This is a genomic window from Vibrio profundi, assembly GCF_043642225.1.
Taxonomy (GTDB): Bacteria; Pseudomonadota; Gammaproteobacteria; order Enterobacterales; family Vibrionaceae; genus Vibrio; species Vibrio profundi_A.
The window spans coordinates 1-1,299 of the sequence record NZ_JBHZSF010000046.1; the positions used below are offsets into that span (position 1 = coordinate 1).

Sequence of the window (1,299 nt, forward strand, 5' to 3'; positions counted from 1 at the left end):
AGGTTCATCGCGGCTTTCCGGGGAAAGCCGCTTTTATCTTCAAGAAGAAGTAGTCTGTATCTCGATAACCGTACCCAATTCTCTTTATTAACTTTATCTTGTTGTTTATCCCTTCAAGTGTGCAGGTATTTAACGGATAACTTGCCGATGCGATAACCCCGTGAAGATATGGTCTGAGTTTTCGGGCGAACTCTTTTAATGGCTTAATCCCACTCTCTTGCACTTGTTCCCACCACGCGTCCCAGAGCCTCTTTGCCTGCCCTTCTGATTCACAATACCAAAGCTCTTTGAGTTGTGCTCCGAGTATATAAGTGGTCATTAAATCCTTATTGATATTCAATATTTCAGTAAGGTAGCTCTCTTGGCGTGTATTTAAGTTACCTCTATTTTTCAGCAATACCCAGCGTGAACGCTTCACCCATTGTCTCGCTTTTTTGTCTTGCTTAAGTTTGTTGGCTTGGTCGACTCTAACTCTATCCATCACCTCGCGACCAAACTTAGCGACAACATGGAATAAGTCGTAAACGATTTTTGCGTTCGGACAGTGCGCTTGAACTTCAAGATCGAAAGCCGTATTCATGTCCATCGCGACGGCTTCGATATTTATCCCATGCTCGCCTAATCGTTCGAAGAACGGTCGTATGTCTTTGCGGCTACGACCTAATCCTATCCAAATGACTTGGTGAGTCTTAGCATCAGCGATGACCGTGGCATATCGATGTCCTTTAAAGATGGCGAACTCGTCCATGACGAGTTGCCTTAGGTCTTCCCATTTTACTGACGGTACAACTTGTCTAAGACGGCGTTTATCTATCTCTTTAATGGTGTGCCAATGAACGCTCGTTAACTGGGAGATATGCTTAATAGGGATAAGAGGTAATAGTTGTTCTATATAGCTTTTTAGGCGCTTCGTTATACGAGCATAAGGCTCTAACCAAGATAGTAACTCTGTTTTTATGCCGCAGTCGCGACACTTAATCCTTCGTGTTTGAACGGAAAGTTCAACTGGAACACCGAGTAACATGGCATCCTTTACATGACGCCATTGATACTCATGGATAGCCTCTGCTTCAAGACCACAGAGGCATTTAGCTTCAGAGTTGGGTTTAAGAGTCAGGGTAATAAGTGTTGCTGTCTGGTGAGACTTTACTATTTGAAAGCCTTCCCAGAATGAAGATAGGAAAGTATGATTCGGCATGGAAACGGTAGTTTGTGTATGATTTTTGTTTGGCGACTAAACCATATCACTTACTACCGTTTTTGTTTTAAGTTCCCGCTAATCCGCGATGAACCAAAAAA

At 43.1% G+C, this 1,299-nt stretch carries 1 protein-coding gene; it reads right to left on the reverse strand.

Going from position 1 to position 1,299, the window contains the following annotated elements:
• Positions 1-4 precede the first annotated feature (4 nt).
• Positions 5-1,198, reverse strand: a complete 1,194-nt coding sequence (locus ACHUFI_RS22420; RefSeq protein ID WP_394253222.1) for an ISL3 family transposase — start codon at positions 1,196-1,198, stop codon at positions 5-7.
• Positions 1,199-1,299: the final 101 nt, after the last annotated feature.